Here is a 22,678-nt window from a genome sequence, read left to right as displayed (position 1 = left end):
CGTGCACCAGAGTGGAGCGTCAATAAAACGGGCGGCTTCCCGCGGAGTCCGTGGACTCCGCCGAAAGCCGCCCGGAGACAGCGAACAGCTGGCCTACTGCTTGGCGGCCGTGCCCGGAGGCGCGAGCTTCTGGGCCACCTCGGCCGCACGGCGGCGGATGAGCACCGCGCGGCGGCTGGCGAAGTCGGAGCTCTCGCGCGCCACCACCAGGACGCTGTTGTTGCCCTCCTTGAGGGTGAACTCGGTGGAGAACTTGATCCGGTGCGGCGTGCCCGCCTTGGCGTTGGTGTCCGCTCCCTGGAAGTAGACCTTCTGGTCGTTCACCAGGACGTACATGTCCAACAGCCCCTGCGCGTCACTCACTTCACCGCTCAAGGTGTACTTGTCGCCCGTGGCCACCAGTCCGCCCTGGCTCGGGTCCAGGTCGAGCTTGATTTCCGGCGGCGAGCGGCGCGACAGGTGCGCGAACTCGGGCGTGGGGCCGGCCTTGGCCGACGTCTCGCGGGCATCCTGGGCGCGCACGAAGGCGAAGCGCTCCTTGTCGAGCGCCACCCGGTAGAAGCCCTTGGTCGCCGCCTCCACGGCCAGCGTGGCCGCCTTGGGCAGCCGGCCCACCACGGTGGCGTCCGCGCGAGGCTCGGCCAGCAGCTCCGCCTTGTCCGCCACCTTCACCGAGCCCTTCTTCGCGTCGAACTTGAGGGCCGGGGCGTCCGTCACCGGCAGCTCCAGCTTCTCCATGGCCAGCTCCTCGAGCGGCTCGTCGAGGATGGCCAGCTTGAGCTGGAAGTGGTCGTCCTTGAGGGGCTTCTTCACCGCGAGCTGGAAGCGCGCCGTCTTCGTCTCGCCCGGGGCCAGCTCGCCCAGTTTGAAGCGGCCCTTCTCGATGAAGATGTTCGGCTCGCCCACGTTCTTGATCTGCGCGAACGAGTCGAGCGCCTTGCCCTTGCCGGTGTTCGTCACGTCGAGCAGGACGCTGATGTCCTCGCCGCGCTGGGCGACGCCATCGCGGTTGCACGTGTCGCAGTCATCCACCACCTGCCAGTTGAAGGCGAAGGCGGGGCGCGGCAGCTCCACGAAGCTCAGCTCGCTCACCAGGTTGGTGGGCAGCGTGCCGTTGTCGTCGAGCACCTTCACCGTCACGTCATCGCGGCGCGAGGTGAGATCCTTGGGCAGGCGCACCTTCACCTTCCAGGTCTTCTTCTCCCCGGGGGCGAGGCTGCCGATGAGGAACTCGCGGCGGTCGAGGTAGTAGTTGTCGCTCTCGGTCCAGGCGCGCACGCGCTTGAGGGGCTCGCTGCCCTTGTTCTCCGCCGTGAAGGCCATGTCGAACGTCTCGCCCGCGGTGATCTTCTGGTCCGCGGTGGGGCTGAAGGAGGTGGCGAGCTTCACGTCCTTGGGCGTCGGGCCGGCGCTCCAGTCCACGCCCAGGGCGGCGATGGCCGAGCTGATGCGCTGCGCCTCCTCGGCGATCTTCTTCTCCACGTAGCCTTTGCCCTTCTGCAGCATCTGCTTGCGGTCGGTGAAGGGCACCTGGAGCACGTAGTCGCGGGCGAACTGCACCTCGAAGTCCTCCTTCACCTCGTCCTGGCTCTCCGCGTCGAGCTGGTCATCCAGCTCCTCGCTCGAGCCCACCGAGTCCACGTCCAGGAGGTGGCTGCCCGCGTGCGCCTTGGGGTCCTCCTTGGCGCCCTCGGGGTTCTTGGCCGCGTCCTCCTGCTTCTTGGCGATGGCCTGCAGCTGCTTCTGGTCCACCTTGAGGTACTTCACCGTCTCGAGCGGCTTCTCGCGGCCGAGCACGTCCTCGCGCTTCTTGGCCACCGACTCCGAGTTGGGGTTGCCGAAGTGCTGGTCCAGGTCCGCCTCGCCAATCGTCTTGCGGGGGGCGAACACCACCACGCGCTCGTCGGTGACGGCGGAGGGGACGAGCTCGATGTCCGGAACAATACCCACCTCCTGGATGGAGACGTCCCCGGGGGTGAGGTACTTGGCGATGGTGAGCTTGAGCGCGCTGTCGTCCGGGAAGTCATAGAGCACCTGCACGCTGCCCTTGCCGAACGTCTGGCGGCCGATGATGACCGCGCGATTGAGGTTCTTGAGCGCGCCGGCGACGATCTCCGAGGCCGAGGCGCTGCCCGCGTTGACCAGCACCGCCACCGGATAGGCCTCCTCGCCCTCGTCCGCGTGCGCCTTCTTCTCCTCGCGCAGCTTGTCCGACAGGCCCACCGTGGAGACGATGGTGCCGTTGGACACGAAGGTGTCGGACACCTGGATGGCCTGCTCGAGCAGACCGCCCGGGTTGCCGCGCAGGTCGAGCACCACGCCCTTGAGCCCGCCCTTGGCCTCGGTCTGCTTGCGCATCTCCGAGAGCGCCGACTGCAGGTCGCGCGTGGTGTTGCCCTGGAAGTTCTTCAGCCGCACGTAGCCCACGTTGCCGGCCAAGAGCTTGTGCTGCACGCTGTCGATGGAGATCATCCCGCGCGCGAGCGTCATGGCGCGCGGCTTCTCCCAGCCCTTGCGCTCCACGGTGATGGTGATGCGGCTGTCCACGGGGCCGCGCAGCTTGGACACGGCCTCGTTGAGGTCCATGTTGACCGTGGACTCCTCGCCAATCTTCTTGATCTGATCGTCCTTGAGGATGCCCGCGCGGTGCGCCGGCGTCTTGGGCAGCACCTTGACCACGGTGAGGTTGCCCTCGCGCATCTGGATGACGAAGCCCAGGCCACCGAACTCACCCTTGGTGGACAGCTTCATCTCCCGGTACACCTCGGGGCGCAGGAGCACCGAGTGCGGATCCAACGTGGAGAGCATCCCGTTGACGGCCGCGTACTCGATGTCGCGCGTGTCCTCCATGGGACGCATGTTCTTGTTGATGAAGTCGAAGACGTCCTTGAGCGTGAAGGACATCTTCCAGAGCGAGTCCACGTGGCTCAGGTCGAACTCGCGCAGCTTGCCGTTGACGTTCACGTTGAGCTTGCCCGTCTCGGCGCTGCCGTCCACGAGCACGTCCGGCACGCTCTTCTCCACGTACTCCAGCGCGGAGATCATCATCTCCTTGGGCCGCACGCGCTTGGGGTCGACGTAGTTGTCCTTCACGTAGAGGATGACCTTGGTGAAGACGCGCAGCGAGGAGAGATCGTGCTGCTGCGCACCGGTCTTCTCCCCATTGGCACGGGCGGCATCCGAGCCCGCCTGGCCGGCCTCCGCGGCCCCCAGGGTCAGGGGCAGGGGGGCGCGGTCATTGCCAACGAGGGCCCAGGCGCCCAGCAGAACGGCGACGGCGGTGATCCGGCGAAAGAATCGCGGCATGGTTCATCCAGGTGAGGCCCGTGAGCCTCGGGGTGATGCGTGAAAACCCAATGAAATCGAGAACTTGAATCGGGGAAAAAGAGGGAGGCCGGAAGCAGCCGGGCAAGCCTAACCATGGACCCCCGGTGCTTCAAGCGTGCGCCCACGTGCAACGTTGGAGAACGCCACCTGCGGGAAACTCCTTCCCGCGCCGGGGCGTGGGACCGTGACAACCGGCCGGGAGGATTATTTCCCGTCGGGGGGAGGGGGGACATTGCCCACGGCGAGCAGCCCTCGGTAGAGCAGCGTGCCGCCAACCACCGCCACGGGGAGGAAGAAGTTGTTGAGCAGCGGCACCCAGAGCAGGACGTAGACCCCGGCGCCAAAGCCCAGGCAGAGCGGCCAGCGCTGGCGCAGCACCCGGCGCACCTGGTCAAAGGGGTACTGGTGCCGGGTCATGGGGGCGGCGAGGTGCTCGCCCGCCAGCCAGAGCATCGTCCAGATCGTGCCCAGCACGGCCCAGGCGATGCTGCCCACCCCTGGCACCAGGTGCAGCGGCAGGAGCACGGCCAGGCCCAGCAGGAGGAAGAAGATGCGCGCCAGGGTGTGTGACACGCCGAGGACCAGGCCCCGGAAGAAGGCGCCGAGCCGGAAGGGTGGCGAGCTGTAGTGGCCGCAGCGCTCCTCGGTGAGCTCGGAGAGCGGATCCTGCAGGGGCGCGAGCACCAGGGGCACCACCACGCTGGCCCCCACGACGAACAGCACGAGGAACAGGAGCACGAAGACGAGCCCCCAGAGCACACGGCCCCACCAGGGCTCGGGTCTCGTCCACACCATTCCCAGGAGATCGGGCGCATACACCCAGAGCAGGGCGAAGAGGCCTCCGAGTGCCACCAGGGTGACGAGCCCACAGAGCAGGGACAGGGCGAGCAGGCGAGGGGTCCGGAAGATGAGCCCCGTGGCCCGGCCAATCAGGGCGAGGCCCTGGAGGAAATCCGCCGGGTTGGACCGGGCGGAGAAGGAGGGCACCGGCGAAGAAGCACTCATGGGGGGGAGACCATGCGCAAATGACAGCGGCAGGGTCAACGACCGTTATATAGGGCCGCCATGTCCCTCGACCTCCAGCGAACTGCCTCCGAGCCCATTACCTCCGTCGACATGCTCCTGGCCGGCTTCCGGTCCGCCGAGAAGCCGCGCGCTCAACATCGGCTGGGGCTCGAGCACGAGAAGTTCGTCTACCCGCTGCGCTCCGCGAGGAGCGTGCCCTACGAGGGGGCCTCGGGAATTGGCGCGCTGCTCGAGAAGCTGGCTCCGGGCGGCTATGAGCCCTTCCGGGAGACCCCGTCCTCCCCGACCATCGCGCTGCAGAAGGGGATGCTCACCATCTCCCTGGAGCCCGGCGGACAGTTCGAGCTGTCCGGCTCGCCCTTCACCACCGCGCGCGAGGCCCATGCCGAGAACCTCGCCCATCTCTCCGAGGTGAAGGCCGCCGCGGCCTCCCTGGACTTGCAACTGGTGGCCCTGGGCTACCGGCCTTTCGGGACGACCGAGGACGTGTCGTGGATGCCCAAGTCGCGCTACGTGGCCATGCGCCAGGTGCTGCCCGAGCGCGGCGCGCTCGCGCACCACATGATGTTGATGACCTCCACCGGTCAGGTGTCGCTCGACTGGGAGGACGAGGCCGACTGTGTGCGCAAGACGGTGCTCATCGCGCGGCTGACCCCGCTGCTGGTGGCGCTCTACGCCAACAGTCCGCTGCGTAACGGCAAGCCCTCCGGCTACATGTCCTTCCGCAGCCGGGTCTGGGACGAGGTGGACCCCACGCGCTGTGGCTACCTGCGCTCCTTCTTCGACGGCTCCTTCTCCTACAGGGCCTACGCGGAGTGGGCGCTGGATGCCCCCATCCTGTTCCTGCGCCGGCGCGGGGAGTACCTCCGGCCGAAGATGACCTTCCGGCAGTTCATCCGTGACGGCTTCGAGGGCGTTCCGGCCGATCTGACGGACTGGACGGACCACCTTTCCACGCTCTTTCCCGAGGCGCGGCTGAAGAAGGTCGTCGAGGTGCGCGGCGCGGACTGTTGTTCGGCGGCCATGACGGGCGCGCTCGGGGCGCTGTGGCGCGGGCTGTTGTATGACCGCACGGCGCTGGACGAGGCCTCGCGCCTGCTGCCGCCGCTCTCCTACGAGCAGCAGCTCGCCTTCCACGACACCGCGCGCCGCGAGGGACTGGCGGGGCGGTGGAATGGACAGGAGTTGCACCGCCTGGCCGGGGAGATGGTCGCCATCGCCCGCCGGGGACTGGAGCGCTTGGATCCCCAGGACGCGCCCCTGCTCGAGCCCCTCACCGAGGTGGCCGCCTCGGGACGCTCGCCCGCGCAGGCGGTGCTGGAGGCCTGGGAGAAGAACCCGTCTCCCGAGGCCCTGCTCTCCCGCTTCACCCTGTGAGGGTGACGTCCGGGCGGGACGCTAGAAGCGCCCTCCCACGGTGGCGGCGATGTTGAGCAGGTTGCCGCCCGAGTCGTTGTCGATGGTGGCCGCGTCCGCGAACTCCTCGCCGAAGAGGACCCGGTAGGACGCCCGCGCGCCCGCGAAGATGCCATTGCCGAAGCGGTAGTCCACACCGGCCGCGAGCGGCACCTCGGTGATGAAGTCGTTGCGGTAGAGTCCTTCCGCGCCGCTCGTGGCGTTGAGGTAGCTCACGCCCGCGCCCACGCCCACGTAGGGCCGCAGCTTCTCCTGGGCGAGCAGGGGGCCCGCCTTGGCCAGGAGCCCGACGTTGTAGCGGTACATGGCCTCGCCTTCACCGATACGCGGGTCGTCGATGGGCAGACGCTGGCCCTCGGCTCCCGCCTCGACGCCGAGGAAGCGCCAGGGCTGCGCACCCGCCGCGATGCCCACCATCGGACCCACCTGGGTGACATCTCCGCCGCTGCCCGCCAGACCGCCCGCGCCCAGCCGGACGTCCAGGCCGACCCGGGTGTCCTCCTCGTTGAAATTGAGCTTCTCGGCGATGTTCTCCGCGCCGGGCGCCGCGAGCGCCGCCCCCGACATGCAGAGGGACACCAGTGCGACACCACCCATCCAGGAACGAGCTTTCATGTCATCCACCCCATCACGTCGGCGTCGAGGCCGACTTCTGTTTCCCAGGTGAAATCTGCTCACGCGCCTGGAATGGGAAGGTTGACGAGACGCACTCGGCCTCATGGCCGTGCCTGCTCCGGGGCAGACGAGAGGCCCCTGCTCGGCTGCCTCCCCGCACTCGCCGTCAGCGGCGGCCGAAGAGCTTGCGCAGACCCGACAGGAGTCCGCCCGGACGCGTCCCGGGCTCGCCCTCGAAGGGGGAGCGCGACAGCAGGGCCTCCCACTCCGCGTCCTCGGGTGGCTGCGCGGTGAGGGTGACCGGCTGACGCTTGACGCCGGGCAGGGTGACGGCCAGCGACAGGAGCCCGTCCTGCGACAGGCTGAAGTGCACTTCGGCCTCGCCCGGACGCTCGAGGGTGAGGGAGAGCGTGCCGAGGTACTCGTTCTCCACCGCCACGAGCGAGGGCCCCTGGAAGAGCGCGAGGGCGAGCGGGCCGGCGGTGACGGGAATCACCAGCGTCTTCTCCGCGGGCAGGCGCGTGTCGCGCTCGAGGACGCGCCGCAGCCCGCCTCCGCGCTCGGCGACGCCCACGGGAACGGAGAGCACCTCGGAGACGGTGGCGCCCGGCTTGCCCTTCTCGGCGTCGAGCAGCCCCTGGCCCAGCAGCGCCGCGCCGAGCGCCGCCGGGTGCTCGGCCCCCACGTCCGTGCGCACGGGCACGCCCAGGGCCTCCTCCAGCCCGCGACGCACCAGGGGCGCGCGGCCCTGGCTGCCCAGCAGCAGCACCTCGTCGAGTCCCTGGGGCGTGAGCGCGCTGGACTCGAGCACCTGCCGCACGACGAGGGTGAGGCGCTGCACGAGATCCTCGGTGAGGGTGTCCAGGCGCTGGCGCGTGAGCACGAAGGGCGGAGCGCCGCCGGGCATGGGCAGGGACACCTCCTCCCGCTCGCTCAGGGCCACCTTGGCGGTCTCGGCGGCGAGCAACAGCTCGGCCCAGTCGGAGGGGTGCTCGGGACGGGGCAGCCCCTGGGCCTGGCGGGCCGTGGCGAGCGCCTCGGCGATGCGCGCGTCGAAGTCCATGCCGCCGAGGGTGGGGTCTCCTCCGGTGGTGATGACCTCGAGGTCGTCGCCGGTGAGCTGCACGACGGACACATCGAGCCCCCCTCCACCGAGCTCCACCACCAGCAGCCGCTTGCGCGCCAGCCCCCGCCCATGCCCGAAGGCGAGCGCTGCGGCCGAGGGCGCGTTGAGGATGCGCAGCACCTCGAGTCCGGCGAGCGTGGCCGCCTCGCGCATGGCGGCGCGCTGCCGGTCGTCGAAGTGGGCGGGAACGCACAGCACGGTGCGCGCGGCCTCGTGGCCGAGGAAGGAGGAGGCGGCGGACTTGAGCTCGCGCAGGAGCTGGGCGGCGAGCTCGGGCAGGAGGAACTGGCGGCCGTGAAGGTCGATGCTCGCGTCACCCAGGGGGCTGGTGCTCAGCGCGAAGGGCAGGGGGCCGCTCAGCGCGCGCATCAGCGGCGAGCGGGCGCGCACTCCGAGGAGGCGGCGCAGCCCGGGGAGGGCGTGGCCCGGTGCGCGCTCGGCTTCGGCCCGGGCCGCCTCACCCATGAGGAGCTGGCCCGACTCGTTCACGGCGAGGAGCGCGGGGAGGGCCTGGGCCCCACCGACGGGGATGAGCTGGAGCGTGCCCTGGTGGTGAACGGCGGCACGTGCCCATGAGGTGCCCAGATCGATGCCGAGCACGACGTCGCGAGGCGCGGCCGTGACGGGGGCCACGGGGACCACGTCGAGGATGGCGCGCCGCCGGCCCTTGAACTCGGGCACGGGTGGTTCGGGAACCACGGGCGCGGGAGGCTCGGGCGCGAGGGGAACGGGCGGCTCGGGGACCACGAACGCGGGGGGCTCGGGCTCGAAGGCAATGGACGGCTCGGGAGCCACGGGCGCGAGAGGCTCGGGCGCGAAGGAAACGGGTGGCTCGGGGGCGGGGAGTGGCTCCGCGCTGACCGGAGCGACGGTGGGAATTCCCTCGCGGGACGGGGTCCTGGAGGAGCCCGGGATGGGCATGCGCTCGGCTTGCCGGCGCAGGGCTTCCGCGGAGATGACGGGGCGTCCCTTCCGAGTCGTCTCGGCGGGCGGTGGGGCTGGCGCTGCGGGCGCGGCCGGAGCTTCTTCCGGCGTGGGGAAGTCCGGGGCGAAGGGAGGCTTCGCCGTCGCCGGGCCCTGGCCCTTGCGGTCCATGACGCGGTCGATGAGCGCCTTGCTGTGCACGTCCAGGCGCACGAAGCGCACCGTCATTCCCGCGCGAGGGCCGTCGGCCTGGGACTTCACCACCACGCCCTCGCCCCGCAGGAGGCGTCCGCCGTCGGCCAGCACCAGCTCGAACAGGAGCCTGGTTCCCTCGGTCTTGGGCGCGCGCGTGGCGAGGAAGAGGCCGCCCCGGGCGACATAGGCGCCGTAGCGGACGATGAACTCCTCCTCCGTGGCGTACGGAAGGCGGATGCGCAGCGGGAGCAGCTTGGGCTCGACCGTCACCGTGCGTCACCGTCTCCCGGAGGGCTTCATTGCAGCGGAAGGCGGGTGTCCTTGCCGCCGCGGGATGGAAACACGAGCACCAGACCGGGCGTGACGGCGGCCAGGGGTACCTCGAAGACGAGGTCGAGCGACTCGCTCTGCCCTGGCTCCCAGGTGTGGTCCAGCTTCCGGGTGCCGCCCACGGCCTGTGCATCGCGGGGGATGGGGTACTCCTGGCCCTCGGCGTCCACGAGCTTCGCCGCCGACAGCGGCACGTCCACGGCCTTCGCGCCGGTGTTGCGCGCCTCGAGCTTCACGCGCACGAAGAGGTCCGAGGTGGTGAGGGCCACCTTGCCGGCGCCGCGCAGCGAGTGCATCGACTCCAGGCCCGTGGGCTGGAGCTCGAGCGTGTCCACGCTCACGGCCTCGCGCGAGGCCAGCGCGAGCGGCTTCACCGCGTCCGAGTCCTGCGCGGCGGCGAGGTCGGCGAGCTGCGCGTGGGGATCGGTGGGCGTGCCGGGCGGGGCCGAGGGGGCGCCGCCCTGGTTCACGCGGTCCACTTCCAGGCGCAACTTCTCCAGGGTGCGGTCCTCGGAGGGACCGTCCACGGATTTCTCCTTGCAGCCGCCCAACGGAGCGGCCGCGCAGAGCAGCAGGAGGAGCGCCTGGGTGGGGGCTCTCATGCGAGGGTGGTTCCCTGGACCAGCTCGTAGAGCTTGTCGAAGGCGGCGGGGATGCGCGAGGGATCCTCGCCACCGCCCTGGGCCAGGTCGGGCTTGCCTCCGCCGCGGCCGTTGACCTCCTTGGCGAGCTCCTTGAGCAGGTTGCCCGCGTGGATGCCCCGGGCCACCACGTCCTTGGTGGCCGCCACGAGCAGGACGACCTTGCCGTCCTTCTCACCGCCGATGAGCACCACGCCGGACTTGATGCGGTCGCGCAGCTGGTCGGCCATGCCGCGGATGACGTTCGCGTCCGCCTGGTCCACGCGCGTGGCGAGCACCTTGATGCCGTGGATGTCGCGCGCCTGCTCGAGCAGATCCTTGCTGGAGCCCGTCTGGGCCTTCACGGACACCTCCTCGACCTTGCGCTCCAGGTCCTTCACGCGCTTCTGCGTGGCCTCCACGCGCTTGACCAGGTCCTTGGGCGAGGTCTTGAGCATCTCGGCGACCTTCTTCAGCTCGCGCTCGGTCTCGCGCACGTACTGGAGGGCGCCCAGGCCCGTGACGGCGGTGATGCGCCGCACGCCCGAGGCCACACCGCTCTCGCTCACGAGCTTGAACAGGCCGATGTCTCCGCTGCGTCGCACGTGGGTGCCGCCGCACAGCTCCGTGGTCTGCGGGTGCACGGTGACGACGCGCACCGTCTCGCCGTACTTCTCGCCGAACATGGCGACGGCGCCCGACTTCTTCGCCTCCTCCAGGCTCATGATGCGCGTCTGGGACTCGGTGTTCTCGCGCACCCAGCCGTTGACCAGGTCTTCCACCTGATCCTGCTGCTCGGGCGTCATGGGCGAGAAGTGCGAGAAGTCGAAGCGCAGGTAGTCCGGCGCCACCACGGAGCCGGCCTGCTTCACGTGCTCGCCGAGCACCAGCTTGAGCGCGCGGTGCAACAGGTGCGTGGCCGAGTGGTTGGCGCGGATGGACGAGCGGCGCTCGCCGTCCACGCTCGCCTGCACCATGTCGCCCGTCTTGAGCGTGCCCTCGGTCACCTTCGCCTTGTGGACGACGAGGCCGGGCACCGGGCGCTGCGCGTCGGCCACCTGGGCCACCGTCTTGCCCCCATGGGCCACGATGCGGCCGGTGTCGCCCATCTGTCCGCCGGACTCGCCGTAGAAGGGCGTGCGGTCGAGCACCAGCTCCACCTCGTCACCCGCGTGGGCCTCGGGCACCTCGGCGCCGCCCTTGAGGATGGCGCGCACCGAGCCCTCGCCCTCGTGGCCCACGCCCTCGTAGCCGAGGAACTCGCTCTGGCCCACGCGCTCGAGCACCTGCTGGTAGACGGCGCCCACCGCCTTGTCGCCGGAGCCCGCGAACTTGTTCTTCAGGGCCTCCTTCTCGATCTCCTTCCAGAAGCCCTCGACGTCGGCCTCGAAGCCGCGCTCGCGCAGGATGATCTCCGTCAGGTCCCACGGGAAGCCGTAGGTGCCGTGCAGGTAGTAGATGTCCGCGCCCGACAGCTTCTTCTCGCCGGCCTGCTTCAGCTTCGCCACGCTCTCGTCGATCATCTTCATGCCGCGATCGAGCGTGCGCCGGAAGCTCTCCTCCTCGTGCCGCGACACCTCGATGAGGAAGGTGCGGCTGTCGCGCAGCTCGGGGTAGGCGTCCCCCATCAGCTCGATGACGCGATCGACGACCTTGAAGAAGAACAGCTCGTTGAGTCCGAGGATGGAGCCGTGGCGGATGGCGCGGCGCATGATGCGGCGCAGGACGTAGCCGCGGCCCTCGTTGGAGGGCTGCACGCCATCGGCGATGAGGAAGGCGGCCGCGCGGGCGTGGTCCGCCACGACGCGCATGGAGGCGCCATCCTCCTGGGTGTAGCGCTTGCCCACCAGCTCGCTCACGCGCGAGATGATGCTCTGGAAGAGATCCGTGTCGTAGTTGGAGCGCTTGCCCTGCACCACCGAGGCGATGCGCTCCAGACCCGCGCCCGTGTCGATGGACGGCTTGGGCAGGGGGATGAGCGGCGCGTCCTTCTCCTTGCGCTCGAACTGCATGAACACGAGGTTCCAGATCTCCAGCCACCGGTCGCAGTCACACGCCACGCCCTGACACGCGCGGCCCGCGGTCACCTCGGCACAGGGGATGTCATCACCCTGGTGGAAGTGGATCTCCGAGCAGGGGCCGCACGGGCCCGTGTCGCCCATGGCCCAGAAGTTGTCCTTGAGGCCGAGCTTGTAGATGCGCTCGCGGGGCACGCCCTGCTTCGCCCACAGCTCGAACGCCTCCTCGTCCCAGGGGACGCCCCCCTCGCCGTTGAACACGGTGACGGCGAGCCGCTTGGTGTCCAGCCCCAGCGTCTTCGTCACGAACTCCCAGCCGTACGCGATGGCGTCGGCCTTGAAGTAGTCGCCGAAGGAGAAGTTGCCGAGCATCTCGAAGAACGTGTGGTGGCGCGCCGTGTAGCCCACGTTGTCGAGGTCGTTGTGCTTGCCGCCTGCTCGCACGCACTTCTGCGAGGTGGTGGCGCGGCTGTAGTCGCGCTTCTCGCGGCCGGTGAACACGTCCTTGAACTGCACCATGCCCGCGTTGGTGAACAGCAGGGTGGGGTCGTTCTGGGGGACGAGGGACGACGACGCGACGCGGCGATGACCGCGCCCTTCGAAGAACTGGAGGAACGCCTCGCGGATCTGGGAGGCGGACAGGGCAGAGGACATGGTGAGGGTATATGCCACAAGTGGCGGGGCCGCTGTGTTTCTTGCGGGCCGCGATACGCTCGGTTTCCCACCATGCGCTTCTCCTCCCACCTTGTCGCCTTCCTCCTGCTCGCCTTTCCCCCCTCCGTGCTGGCACAGGCGGATGCCCAGACCGCCTCGCTGGCGAAGACGCTGAAGCAGGGCCCGGTGGTGGCGCACCGGCTCCAGGCGGCGCGGCTGTTGGGCGAGTCGGATGATCCCGAGGCGATGCCGCCCTTGTGCGCGGGGCTCGCGGACGAGAGCCCCGAGGTGCGGGCAGCGGCGGCCTCGGCCCTGGAGAAGCTGGCGGAGCCCGGCGCGGTGGTGTGTTTGGAGGCGCGCAAGGAGGAGACGGACCCCCAGGTCCAGGCCGCCCTGACGTCCGCCCTGAAGGCGCTGCGCGCGCTCCAGGCACGACCCGCCCGGCTGTACGTGATGCTGGCGCCGCTCAAGGACACGACGGGCACACTGTCGCCGGAGCTGGTGAAGCTGACCGAGGCCCGGCTGCGGCGCGCCTTGTTCCAGGTGGGTGCGGAGCTGGCGCCGGAGAAGGAGACCGAGGCGCGGGCGCGTGACGTGTTGCGCAAGCGCAAGTTGTCCGGCTACCGGCTCGTTCCCGAGGTGCGTCCGGGCCCCACAGGAGGGCTGATGCTGGTGGTGCTGTGCCTGCGTTATCCGGGCAAGCAATTGCTGGGGAGCGTGGATGTCCAGGGCTCGGAGGGCGAGCCGGGAGAGATCCTCGCGGCGCTGGTTCCGCGGGTGATCGCCGATTCCGCGACCGCATATAAATGGAGGTAGACTGGACGAGCCGGGGGGCCCCGCACCTCGCGGGGCACGGAGGGCTCGAATGCGTCATTCCGTCAAGCGGTGTGCACTGTCTTTGATCGCGCTGTTGTCCTGGGGGGCCGCGTCCACGGCCGTGGCCCAGGTGGATGCTCGGACGGCCTCCCTGAGCCGACAGCTCGGGCAGGGGATGGAACCGGGAGCGCGCTCGCGGGCCGCGTCGGGACTGGGGGCCTCGGATGATCCCGAGGCGCTCGGGCCCCTGTGCGAGGGCTTGAAGGACACGAGCGAGCAGGTGCGCGCGGCGGCGGCCCAGGCGTTGGGCGTGCTGAAGGAAGTGGCCGGGGTGGAGTGCCTCAAGGCGCGCAAGGGCGAGCCGGACTCGGCGGCACGGGCGGCCATCCTGGCGTCGCTCAAGACGCTGCAGTCGTTGAAGGAGCAGGCTCCCCGGTTCTACGTGCAGCTCGTCGACGTGAAGGACAGGACGGGCCAGTTGTCGCCGGAAGTGCTGCGCTCCACCGAGGCGCGGATGAGGCGCAAGCTCGCGCAGATGGGCGCGATGGTCGCCCCCGCGAGGGAGAACAAGGCGGCGGCGCAGGGGGTGCTGCGCAAGTTCGGCGTGCGCGGCTTCCGGTTGCAGGCGGAGATCCACGACACCGAGAGCGGAGGACTGCAGGTGACGATGGCGTGCATCAGCTACCCGGATCAAACGCTGCTCGGGGACGTGGAGCTCCACGCGGGCGGGGCGAAGCCGGAGGATCTGCTCAAGGTGCTGGCCCCCCGCATCATCGAGGAAGCCGCGGACACGTTCGAGTGGGACACGTGAAGAAGTTGGATTGACTCGGTGGGGGAGAGGCGCGAAGAACGCCGCATGTGGCAACGCGTCTCGTTGAGCAACTACCGGAGCATCGAGAAGGCCGACGTGGTGCTCGCCCCGTTCACGGTCCTGGTGGGCGCCAACGGCAGCGGAAAGTCCAACTTCGCCGACGCCCTGCTCCTCGCCACCGAGATTTCCTTCGACGCGGAGGCCGCCATCAAGCGGCGCGGTGGCATCGCCTCGATCCGGCGGTGGGGCATCCCCAACACCGAGGAGACGAGTGTCACGATTCGTAGAGCGGATTCTCGTTTGGACCTGGATCGAGAATTCGTGGAGCAGTTTTTCTCGTTGCTCCCAGACTCCGGCACGGAATGGCGGTTTGGGTCGGAGTGGATATTCAGCACCAAAGGGGGTCGAGGGCAGCTTCTGGTCAGGGAGGATGAAGACCTCGAGGAACTGGTTCCCCGGTTTGGAGAAGAGCGGATCGGTAGTGGGTGGATGAGCTTGGACGGGTTTGTTCCGACCACGAGCATTTCCCTCTTCGCCCGCCAGTCGAAGCCGCTCACGCCTTCGCCATCTGCCTCACGCAGGCTCCAACTGGATCTGAGCAAGATGCGGGCTCCCCATCTGGTCAGCTCCAGCACGGAACTCGAAGAGGATGGAAGCAATCTGGCGGGGGTCTTGCGGCGGTTGAAGGCCGAGGGAGGAGTTGCCTTCGAGGGGGTTCTCCTCGCGATGAGACGGCTGGTTCCGGAGTTGGTGGACCTCTCCGTTTCCGAGGCCGGGCAGTTCCTGTTCGTGGAGTTCGTTCAGCGGCAATCGGGTGGAGACGCTCGCTTTGGAATCCGCGAGATGTCGGATGGGGCTCTGCGCGCGCTGGGCATCATCGTCGCCGCACGGACGATGCCCCCGGGTCGGTGCCTGATCATCGAGGAGCCCGAAGTCTCTGTTCACCCTGCCGCAGCTGCGGTGCTCTATGAGGTGCTCAAGGAGGCTTCCGCTCGAGGCGCCGTTCTGGTGACGACGCACAGCCCGGAGTTCCTCGATGCCGCGCGGGACGAGGAGATCCTGGTCTGCCGGTACCGGGATGGACTGACTCGGATAGGACCGCTGGCGAACGCTCAGCGCGAAGTGTTGAACGAGGGGCTCTTCAGCCTCTCCGAACTCATCAGGAGCGAGCCCCTGCGCATCGAGGGCGAACCTCCCGATGTGATCGGCTCTCCCGGCACCGAGTCGTGAACCGCCTTGTCTGCATCGTCGAGGGGCACGGTGAGGTCGAGGCCATCCCGAGCCTGTGCTATCTGGTGATGGGCCATCTCGGGGTGACGGGGTGGTTCGTCGACAAGGAGCCCATTCGTCAGCCACGCTCGGAGTTCGTGGACGGGCGGCCTCTGGGGCCGAAGCGTCCCGCCCGGGACGAAGGACTCATCCGTGCGATGAAGCTGGTCCGCTCTCGCAAGGCCCAGGCGGCGCTCCTGCTCTGTGACGAGGATGATGATTGCGCCGCGACGTGGGGCCCCGATGCCTCGGAGCGCATGCGGAAGCTGCTGCCCAACAGCCTCGCGGTGATGGCGGTCCGTGAGTATGAGACCTGGTTACTTCTCGCGCGGGGGATGATCGACCTGGGGTCTCTGGGCATCTACAAGCCAGAGAAGATCCGTGATGCCAAGAAGGCCATGAGGCTCCTTGTTCCCGGCTATCTGCCTACGACCCATCAGTTGAGTGAAACTCGGGGCATTGACGTGGCCTTCTTACGCTCGCAATCCAGGTCCTTTGACAAGTTCGTCCGGTCCATTGAGATGCTCTGTGCGACGACAGGGTCCGTGGATGGACAGGGAGACACGCCATGACGATGACGCGCCGACGGTTCCTCGTCGACTCGATGCTGGCCACGGTGGCCGTGGCGGCGGGATGCCGTTCTGGAAGTGAGTCGCGCGCTCCCGCGTTCATCGCCACGTCGGACCGGAGCGTGCTCCAGACGTTGGAAGGCATGCCCACGAGTGACGGCGCGGGCGTGCGGTTGACCCGCGTCATCGGCCAGCCCGCGCTGCGCCACCTCGATCCGTTCCTGATGCTGGATCGCTTCCACTCGGACGAGCCGGGGGCGTACCTGGCGGGCTTCCCCGATCATCCGCACCGGGGCTTCGAGACGGTGACGGTGATGCTCGAGGGCCGCATGCGGCACCGGGATAGCCGGGGCAACTCGGGGCTCATCCTCGGGGCGGGCTCGCAGTGGATGACGGCGGGGCGCGGCATCATCCACTCGGAGATGCCCGAGCAGGACCGGGGCCTGATGTCCGGCTTCCAGCTCTGGCTCAACCTGCCGGCGAAGGAGAAGCTGTGCCCGCCGTACTACCAGGACCTGGTGCCCGAGCGCCTGAGCGAGGCGAAGCTGTCGGCCGCCGGCAGCCACGTGCGGCTCATCGCGGGCGGAGTGAGCGGGCTGGTGGGCCCCGTGCGCGAGCGCCCGACCGAGCCCATTCTCTTCACGCTGCGCCTGGAGGATGATCAACCGTTCGAAGTGGAGCTGCCGCCCGAGCACACGGCGTTCGCGTTCGTCCACGAGGGCGAGGTGCACCTGGGTCCCGAGGGCAAGCCGAAGACGGTACGCGCGGGACAGCTCGCCCTGCTGGGGTCGGGCAAGCGGCTGCGGCTGCGCGCGACGAATCAGCGCAGCGCGGTGCTCGTCGCCGCGGGCAGGCCCTTGCGCGAGCCCATCGTGCAGCACGGCCCCTTCGTCATGAACACCCGGGAGGAGATCCGCCAGGCCATCGAGGACTACCAGAACGGCGTGTTGGACAAGGCGTGAGCGCGGGGTGAGCCGAAGGCGTCACGGCCCGCGGATGAGTCCCATCGCGTCCATGGCGGAGAACAGGCGCACGCGGGCCTCGCTCCAGGGGAGCATCACCACGCGATAGCCCGCGAGCGCGTCGAGCAGGGCCTGGCGGTAGCTGGGGTGACCCGGGTCGGCGATGATGACCACGCCCCGGTCCCCATGCGAGCGGATGAGCCGGCCCACGCCCTGGCGCAGTTGCAGGAGCGCCCGGGGCAGGCGGTAGGAGAGGAAGCCCAGGTGCGTGTTGCGTCCCCGGGCGAGCGTCTCCTCGCGCGAGGCCACGAGCGGGCGGCTGGCGGGCTCCAGGGGCAGCTTGTCGATGAAGACGCAGCCCACGCCCCGGCCGGGGATGTCCACGCCCTGCCAGAAGCTCTTGGTCCCGAGCAGCACCGTGCCGGTGTCCTTCTCCTGCCGGGCCGCGAGCGAGCGTCCGTGCCCGCGCGACTGCCGCATCACCTCGATGCCCTGGGGCTCCAGCTTCAGGCGCAGCTCATCCGCCACGCGCTCCATGCGCCGCGTGGAGGCGAACAGGCCCAGCACCCGTCCGCCCATCACCTTGGCCATGCCGGACATGCGCATCGCCGCCCACTCGATGAACGCCGGCTCGTGCGCGCGCGGCGCGTCCGTCACCAGCACCACCAGCGCCTGCGTGCGCAGATCGAAGGGCGTGGGCGCGCGCATCATCCGGGGGGCGGAGATTCCCTCGTTGCGTCCGTCCAGCCCCAGCCGCCCGAGCACATAGGGCATGCGCTCGGTGCCCGTGCTCAGCGTGGCCGAGGTGAGCACGAGCGCCCGCTTGTGCTGCGCGAAGTCCCGCGACACGTAGGCCGCCACGTTCACCGGCTGGGCGATGAGCGTCCAGCGTTGCTTGCGGGGCACCGCCGTGGCCGCGTAGCACCGGCCCTCGGCGGGATCGTCGGACAGCTCCGAGGTCAGCGTGGCCAACTCCTGCACCTCCGCCACTCCTCCCGCGAGCTCTCGCTCCAGCGGCGGCATCTTCACGCCCAGGTCCGGCAGCACCTCCGCCACGCCCACCGTGAGCCGCTTGTGCAGCGCCTGAAGGCATTCGCGCACCTCGAGCAGTCCCTCGCGCACGGGCATCCAGGGCGCGCTCGAGCGCACCTCGGGGGTGATGCGCAGCTCCGGGGCATAGGAGGACTCGTCGTCGGCCTCGGAGGCGCTCGCGGCGGCCGGCTCGCACAGGTGCATCACGCTCTCGCCGAGCCGGCGTACGGCCGTGCCCACCGCGGTCAGGGCGCTTTCGATCTCGCTCATCAGCGTGCGGGCCTCCCCGCGCCGGGAGGCGAAGAGGGCGCGCCGCAGCTCGGCGAAGAGGCCGCGCCGACCGTCGCGTCCGTGCAGCCGCTCGGCGAGCCGGATGAAGGCCATGTCCGACAGCTCCGAGGAGAGCGCGGTGGTGGCGACGTCCTCCACCTCGTGCGCCTCGTCGAGCACCAGGTGATCCAACTTCGGGTAGCGCGCGGGCCAGGCGAAGGCGAGCGACTGGTTGATGACGAGCACGTCCGCCTCGCGCGCCTGGGCCACGGCCGAGTGGTAGTAGCAGCGGTGGTAGTGCGGGCAGCGCTCGCCGAGCGTGGTGGCCGCCTCCGAGCGCACCGCCGGGGCGAGCGCGAGCAGCACGGGGAAGCGATCTCGGAACCAATGGCTGAGCCGGTCCAGGTCTCCGTCGGGGCCGCGGCGCAGGAGGGCGCGCAGGTAGGCACGGGGCGCGCGCGCGGCGTGGCCCATGCCGGGCTCCACGCGGGTGATGTCGAGCGCGCGGCGGCGGCAGAGGTAGTTCGTCTGGCCCTTGAGCAGCGCGTAGGAGAAGGCGCCCCCGGTGGCGCGGTGCAGCCGGGGCAGGTCCTTCTCGATGAGCTGATCCTGGAGCGTCTTGGTATGAGGCGCCACGCCCACCTTGCGGCCGTTGCGCACGGTGAAGAGGGCGGCGGGCGTCAGGTACGCGAGCGACTTGCCGGTGCCGGTGCCGGCCTCCACCGCGAGCTGCCCGCCCTCGGACAGGGTGCGCGCCACGGCCTGGGCCATCTCCAGTTGGGCGGGGCGCACCGCGAAGCCCTCCTGCGTGTGTTGCAGGGCGCCGTCGGGGCCGAGCAGGGCCGTCACCTCCTCGGGGCGTACGGGCTGCACGGGGGTGTCCTCGCCGGGGGGCTCGTCCGGGGGCTTGGAGCCATTGGCGCGCTGGCGTTCGGGCCGTCCGGGCAGGAATCCCGAGCCCGAGAGCTTCAGGGCGGCGGGACGCGAGCGGCACAGCGTCCACAGTCCGGTGAGCAGCGACACGAGCGGAGCGGCGTCCACGTCGCTCGAGCCTTCCAGCTCGTCGCCCGCCTCGCCCGCCTCGATCTGCGCCAGCCGCAGCGCGGCGCGGGGATCGAGCGTCTCCAGCAGATCGGCGAGATCCTCGGCGCGCCCGTCGCGCACGCAGCCCTCCAGGGCATGGACGAGCACGGCGTGGGTGGCCTCGCAGTCCGTCATGGCGCGATGCCGCTCGCGAGGGCCCTTGCCGGCCCAGCGCAGCAGCGACTCCAGCGAATGGCTGGACAGCTCCGGGTGCAGGTAGTGCATGAGCTCGCACGAGTCGAGCACCGGGGCGCGCAGGGGGCCGAGGATGTCCGGGAGGAAGCCCTTCTCGAAGGAGGCGTTGTGGGCGACCACCGTCCAGCCCGCGAGCCGCTCGCGCAGCTCGGCGGCCTTGTGGGCGAGGCGGGGTTGCCCGGCGAGCTGTGCGTCCTCGATGCCGGTGAGCCGACGGATGGTGAGGGGCAGGGGACGCGAGGCGGCGAAGAACTGGGCGTAGCGGTCGGTGATCCGGCCGTTCTCGATGAAGAGGGCCCCGAGTTCGATGACCTCATCGACGCGGGGATCCAATCCCGTGGTCTCGAGGTCCAGGAACACGTGCCGGGTGAAGAGTTCCGCCGCGCCGTTCATGGGATGAAGCGCCCAGCCTACCTGCCTTCGGGGGTGATGCCGAGAAACCGGGCGTGTGGGGTCCGGCGAAGCGACCGTTGGTGGAGGGGAATCGACCACTCGCCGTGAAGATCCGCACGGCGGCCCGCCAGGAGTCCATCTTGGGGACTCTCGCTCGATTGCCTGTCTGGAGCCCTCGCATGTCGATCCCCGCCACCGGACTGTCGCTGCCCGTCGTGTCTCCACCCTCGCCCCAGGCCGTTCCCCGTCTGCGGCGGCCGCGAGCGACCCTGCTCGCCGCGCTCGGCCTGGGGGTCTGTGCCGAGGTGCTCTTCGATGGACCCGCACTGGGTCTGTCCTTCCCCTTGTTCGCGCTGCTGCTGCTGGGGGCGCTCCTCGCACTGGGCGGTCGCGAGGGCTGGCAGCGGGCACGCCCCAACGCCTGGCTGCTCGTGCCCTGGCTGTTCTTCTCCGGGATGGTGTTCGTGCGCGCGAGCCCCCTGCTCACGTCGCTCAACGTCCTGGCCTCGGGCCTGCTGTTGCTGTTGCTGGTGCACTTCTGGGCGGCGGGCCGCGTGGAGCGGCTCGGGCTGGGCGACTATGTCTCCACCGTGCTGGGCGGCGCGTGGCAGGCCATGTTCCTTCCTCCGGCGGTGGTGCGCTCGGAGGTGGAGCGCATTCCGCTGCGCGGCCAGCTCCCGAAGTTGTTGCCGGTGGCGCGGGGCGCCCTGCTGTCCCTGCCGATCCTGATTCTCTTCACCGCGCTGCTCTCCTCGGCGGACGAGGTCTTCTCGGTGGCGGTGGATCGGGGGTTTTCCTTCGTGTGGAACGTGTTCTCGGTGGACACGCTGGCGCGAGGGGTGTTCGCCGCGGGCAGTGCCTTCGGGGTGCTGGGTCTGCTCGCGCATGCGCTGCGGCGGCGGCGGGAGCGGGAGGCGGGGGTGCTCGAGGCGGCTCCGGCCGTGGGTCGTCTGGGCTTCATCGAGAGCCTCACGCTCCTGGGCGCGGTGGACGTGCTCTTCCTGGCCTTTGTCTCCCTGCAACTCGCCTTCATGTGGGGCGGGGCGCGGCTGCCCTCGGGACTCACCTATTCCGAGTACGCCCGGCGAGGCTTCTTCGAGCTGCTCGCGGTGTCGGTGATGACGCTGGGGCTGAGCCTGGTGCTGGAGCGCTGGACGCGGCTGAACGGGGCGGGGCAGGTCACCGCCTTCCGGGCGGCGTGCTCGGCGATGGTGGGGCTGGTGCTGGTGCTGCTCGCCTCGGCGGTCCAGCGCATGGCGCTCTACGAGTCCGCCTATGGCTACACGCACCTGCGCGTGTACACGCACGTCTTCATGCTGGCGCTGGCGGGGGTGCTCGTCTGGCGCGTGGTGACGCTGTGGTGGCGGCCGGAGCGCTTCGCCATGGGCGCCTTCGCGGGGGCACTCGTCGGCCTCGCGGCGCTCAACGTGCTCAACCCGGATGCCTTCATCGCGCGGGCCAACCTGGCGCGCTCCACCGAGGGCACGTCCTGGGATGCGTCATACCTGGCCTGGTCACTCTCCGAGGACGCCGCGCCCGAGATGGCCGCGCACCTGGCCCAGGTTCCCGACAGCGTCTTCTCGCCGGAGCTTCACGGGATGTTCTGCCGCTTTCCCGAGCGGGACCAGGGGGGCTGGCCCGCCTTCCATCTCGCGCGCCACCGGGCCGCGGCGCTCACGCCCCCAGGCTCGTGCCCGGAGCGTTGAGCGTCACTCCACCATGAACACGCCGCTGATCATCTTCCCCATCGCGCAGCCATAGACGAGCTTGCCCGTCTTCGTGGGGGTGAAGGCCACCTCCACCGGCTGGTTGAGGGGCACGGGCGTGTTGATGTTGTACTCGTCGAGGACGATCTCCGTCGCGCAGGTGTGCTCCGTGGTGCGCGTGAGCACGAGCTTCACCGGCTGGCCCTGCTGGAGGGTGATGGGGCTGGGCTCGTAGCCCTTCTCGGTGATGGTGAGGGCGATGGTGCGCGGCTCACCCGGCTTCGCCTCCGGCGCGGCGGACGCGGAGGGCGCGCTGGCCTTCGTACAGCCCTGCTCGGCGCCGAGGACCGCCGCGGACAGGGCGAGCGCGAGCAGGGGCTTGATGATTTTCGAGAAGAACGGCATCGGGTTCCTTGGGGGCTAGGAGTTCTCGCCGGGCTCGGCGCCGGGGTCGTCCAGCGAGTCCTCGGCCGAGAAGCGCACCAGGGCGTGCAGGGGGACGAAGACCTCGTGTCCATCCTCGCCGAGCAGCAGGTCGAAGCGGCCCACCACGCGCAGGGGCATGACGAGCTGGATGCCGTTGCGCAGCGTCAGCCGCACGGACTGACCCTGGTGGGCGAGGAAGGGGCGGGGGTCGGAGAAGGGGCGCTTGTCGGGCTGGCGCGCGACGTTGGCGGGCTTCTGGGTGAGCTTGGGGTCACGCTCCAGGTGGGGCATGAGCTGCTCCCAGTCCGAGCGGCGCGTCATCATGACGACCTGGAGCTTCTCCTGCCGGCCGCTGCGGCCCAGCACGAAGGAGATGGGCTCCACGCTCGTCACGGTGTCGAGCACGGTGCGCTCGCCGAGCACCATGGCCATCTCCGTCTTCGCCTCGACGAGTCCCTGGATGAAGGCGCTGATGGAGGTGTCATCCACCTCGCCGCGGGCCGTCTTCACGGCGGCCTTGCGCTGGGTGCGCTCCTTGCGCGCGAGGAACTCGGCCACCGTCAGGCCGCTCTGCAGCACGCCGAAGCCGTCCGCGAGCGACAGGCCCGGGTTCTGGCCCATCAGCGCGTACACCTGATCGAAGCGCTTGGCTTCCTCGGCGTGCAGCTTGCGCCAGATGCGGCACTTCATCTTGCCCTCGAGCTCGCCCTTGGCGATGCGCGCCGGCACGTGCTCCTTGGCGGCCAGGGCGAGGATCTGCTCGTTGGTGGGCGGGGGCCGGGGCGTCCGGGGCCGCGCGAAGCCGCCGGGCCGGGCGCCGGGCGGTCCACCCGCGCCGGGTGCGCGGCTCGGGGTGAAGGCGGGCCGGGGTGGGGGGGGGACGGGAGAGGAGAGG

At 69.9% G+C, this 22,678-nt stretch carries 16 protein-coding genes; 7 read left to right on the top strand and 9 right to left on the bottom strand.

Annotated features, from left to right (window positions below; translation table 11 throughout):
* Window positions 1-93: 93 nt before the first annotated feature.
* Together D187_RS30375 and D187_RS30370 are read right to left on the bottom strand one after the other, a co-directional pair.
* Window positions 94-3,306 (bottom strand): MXAN_5808 family serine peptidase, encoded by a 3,213-nt coding sequence (locus tag D187_RS30375; protein WP_002629734.1) that lies wholly within the window; start codon window positions 3,304-3,306, stop codon window positions 94-96.
* A 225-nt stretch (window positions 3,307-3,531) separates the two neighbouring features.
* Window positions 3,532-4,332 carry an EI24 domain-containing protein gene (locus D187_RS30370; protein ID WP_002629735.1) on the bottom strand — a complete coding sequence of 267 codons (801 nt, stop codon included), beginning with the start codon at window positions 4,330-4,332 and terminating at the stop codon, window positions 3,532-3,534.
* 60 nt (window positions 4,333-4,392) lie between these two features.
* Between D187_RS30370 and D187_RS30365 the strand changes: the two genes are divergently transcribed.
* Window positions 4,393-5,730, top strand: coding sequence for a glutamate--cysteine ligase (locus D187_RS30365; protein ID WP_002629736.1), 1,338 nt, complete (start codon window positions 4,393-4,395; stop codon window positions 5,728-5,730).
* A 21-nt stretch (window positions 5,731-5,751) separates the two neighbouring features.
* Here the strand turns inward: D187_RS30365 and D187_RS30360 are convergent, their stop codons facing one another.
* From D187_RS30360 to alaS, 4 genes are all read right to left on the bottom strand, one after another.
* A complete protein-coding gene (locus tag D187_RS30360; RefSeq protein WP_051256626.1) occupies window positions 5,752-6,384 on the bottom strand; it encodes an outer membrane beta-barrel protein in 633 nt (210 codons plus the stop codon).
* A gap of 166 nt (window positions 6,385-6,550) precedes the next feature.
* Complete coding sequence (locus D187_RS30355; protein WP_002629738.1) at window positions 6,551-8,899, bottom strand: Hsp70 family protein; 2,349 nt, start codon at window positions 8,897-8,899, stop codon at window positions 6,551-6,553.
* 26 nt (window positions 8,900-8,925) lie between these two features.
* The gene (locus tag D187_RS30350; RefSeq protein ID WP_002629739.1) at window positions 8,926-9,561 is read right to left on the bottom strand and encodes a DUF4352 domain-containing protein; all 636 of its coding nucleotides are present in this window, start codon (window positions 9,559-9,561) and stop codon (window positions 8,926-8,928) included.
* Entirely contained in the window at window positions 9,558-12,251 is a 2,694-nt protein-coding gene (alaS, locus tag D187_RS30345) for an alanine--tRNA ligase (RefSeq protein WP_002629740.1), read from the bottom strand. The genes D187_RS30350 and alaS overlap by 4 nt, the downstream gene beginning before the upstream one ends.
* Window positions 12,252-12,323: 72 nt before the next feature.
* Here alaS and D187_RS30340 point away from each other — a divergent pair, with 72 nt between their 5' ends.
* From D187_RS30340 to D187_RS30320, 5 genes are read left to right on the top strand one after another with little or no spacing between them, the layout of a single operon-like run.
* Window positions 12,324-13,067, top strand: a complete 744-nt coding sequence (locus D187_RS30340; protein ID WP_002629741.1) for a HEAT repeat domain-containing protein — start codon at window positions 12,324-12,326, stop codon at window positions 13,065-13,067.
* A gap of 49 nt (window positions 13,068-13,116) precedes the next feature.
* The gene (locus D187_RS30335) at window positions 13,117-13,878 is read left to right on the top strand and encodes a HEAT repeat domain-containing protein (RefSeq protein ID WP_043432134.1); all 762 of its coding nucleotides are present in this window, start codon (window positions 13,117-13,119) and stop codon (window positions 13,876-13,878) included.
* A gap of 45 nt (window positions 13,879-13,923) precedes the next feature.
* Complete coding sequence (locus D187_RS30330; protein ID WP_002629743.1) at window positions 13,924-15,108, top strand: AAA family ATPase; 1,185 nt, start codon at window positions 13,924-13,926, stop codon at window positions 15,106-15,108.
* Window positions 15,105-15,719 (top strand): DUF4276 family protein, encoded by a 615-nt coding sequence (locus D187_RS30325; protein WP_002629744.1) that lies wholly within the window; start codon window positions 15,105-15,107, stop codon window positions 15,717-15,719. The genes D187_RS30330 and D187_RS30325 overlap by 4 nt, the downstream gene beginning before the upstream one ends.
* Window positions 15,716-16,678 carry a pirin family protein gene (locus tag D187_RS30320; RefSeq protein WP_002629745.1) on the top strand — a complete coding sequence of 321 codons (963 nt, stop codon included), beginning with the start codon at window positions 15,716-15,718 and terminating at the stop codon, window positions 16,676-16,678. The genes D187_RS30325 and D187_RS30320 overlap by 4 nt, the downstream gene beginning before the upstream one ends.
* 21 nt (window positions 16,679-16,699) lie before the next feature.
* On the opposite strand, the gene D187_RS30315 is transcribed toward D187_RS30320, so the two are convergent.
* Window positions 16,700-19,651 (bottom strand): helicase C-terminal domain-containing protein, encoded by a 2,952-nt coding sequence (locus D187_RS30315; protein ID WP_002629746.1) that lies wholly within the window; start codon window positions 19,649-19,651, stop codon window positions 16,700-16,702.
* Between the two features lie 179 nt (window positions 19,652-19,830).
* On the opposite strand from D187_RS30315, the gene D187_RS30310 reads away from it, so the two are divergent.
* On the top strand, window positions 19,831-21,357 hold the full coding sequence (locus D187_RS30310; RefSeq protein ID WP_020918382.1) for a DUF4153 domain-containing protein: 1,527 nt from the start codon (window positions 19,831-19,833) through the stop codon (window positions 21,355-21,357).
* Between the two features lie 3 nt (window positions 21,358-21,360).
* Here D187_RS30310 and D187_RS30305 read toward each other — a convergent pair whose 3' ends face one another.
* Together D187_RS30305 and D187_RS30300 are read right to left on the bottom strand one after the other, a co-directional pair.
* Entirely contained in the window at window positions 21,361-21,762 is a 402-nt protein-coding gene (locus tag D187_RS30305) for a cupredoxin domain-containing protein (RefSeq protein WP_002629749.1), read from the bottom strand.
* A 15-nt stretch (window positions 21,763-21,777) separates the two neighbouring features.
* The coding region (locus D187_RS30300; RefSeq protein WP_051256620.1) for a hypothetical protein at window positions 21,778-22,678 on the bottom strand (901 nt) is incomplete at its 5' end.

Source organism: Cystobacter fuscus DSM 2262 (genome assembly GCF_000335475.2).
Lineage (GTDB): Bacteria > Myxococcota > Myxococcia > Myxococcales > Myxococcaceae > Cystobacter > Cystobacter fuscus.
This window is presented reverse-complemented; position numbering and strand designations above follow the sequence as displayed.